This window comes from Vibrio sp. Vb2960 (assembly GCF_033337665.1).
In the GTDB taxonomy this organism is placed as follows: Bacteria; Pseudomonadota; Gammaproteobacteria; order Enterobacterales; family Vibrionaceae; genus Vibrio; species Vibrio alginolyticus.
Genome location: NZ_JAWORD010000066.1, coordinates 1 through 1092 on the forward strand (window position 1 = coordinate 1; position 1092 = coordinate 1092).

The window sequence follows — 1092 nt, forward strand, 5'->3', positions numbered from 1 at the left end:
GTAACTTTGAGAGAACTACTTGGTTTTCCGAGACGTCGGAAACCGCTACACCGGAAAATCAATTGGAGAAATCACCATGGCAGTGAATGTAAACACTAACGTATCAGCGATGACCGCTCAGCGTTACCTAAACAACGCAAACTCAGCTCAACAAACTTCTATGGAGCGTTTGTCTTCAGGTTTTAAAATCAACAGCGCGAAAGATGACGCTGCGGGTCTACAAATCTCGAACCGTTTGAACGTACAAAGCCGTGGTTTGGATGTAGCGGTTCGCAACGCGAACGACGGTATCTCGATTGCACAAACTGCTGAAGGTGCAATGAATGAGACCACTAACATTCTTCAACGTATGCGTGATTTGTCTCTACAATCAGCAAACGGTTCAAACTCGAAAGCAGAACGTGTTGCGATTCAAGAAGAAGTGACCGCGCTAAACGACGAACTAAACCGTATCGCAGAAACCACTTCTTTCGGTGGTAACAAGCTACTAAACGGCACACACGGTGCGAAATCGTTCCAAATCGGTGCGGATAACGGTGAAGCAGTGATGCTTGAGCTAAAAGACATGCGCTCAGACAACAAAATGATGGGCGGTGTGAGCTACCAAGCTGAAAGTGGTAAAGGTAAAGACTGGAACGTTGCTGAAGGTAAGAACGACCTAAAAATCAACCTAACGGACAGCTACGGCCAAGAGCAAGAAATCAACATCAGCGCAAAAGCGGGTGACGATATCGAAGAGCTTGCGACTTACATTAACGGCCAAACTGACCTAGTGAAAGCCTCTGTAGACCAAGACGGTAAACTGCAAATCTTCGCTGGCAACAACAAAGTTGAGGGCGAGGTCGAGTTTTCAGGCGGTCTATCTGGTGAACTAGGTTTGGGCGAAGGTAAAAAAGTAACGGTAGATACTATCGACGTAACCTCAGTTGGTGGCGCACAAGAATCTGTTGCTATCATCGATGCAGCACTGAAATACGTAGACAGCCACCGCGCAGAGCTAGGTGCATTCCAGAACCGTTTCAACCACGCAATCAGCAACTTGGACAACATTAACGAGAACGTGAATGCGTCGAAGAGCCGTATCAAAGATAC

General features: G+C 46.9%; 1 protein-coding gene. It reads left to right on the forward strand.

The features are described from left to right. Window positions 1–76: 76 nt before the first annotated feature. The coding region (locus R7O03_RS22620; protein WP_262664699.1) for a flagellin at window positions 77–1092 on the forward strand (1016 nt) is incomplete at its 3' end.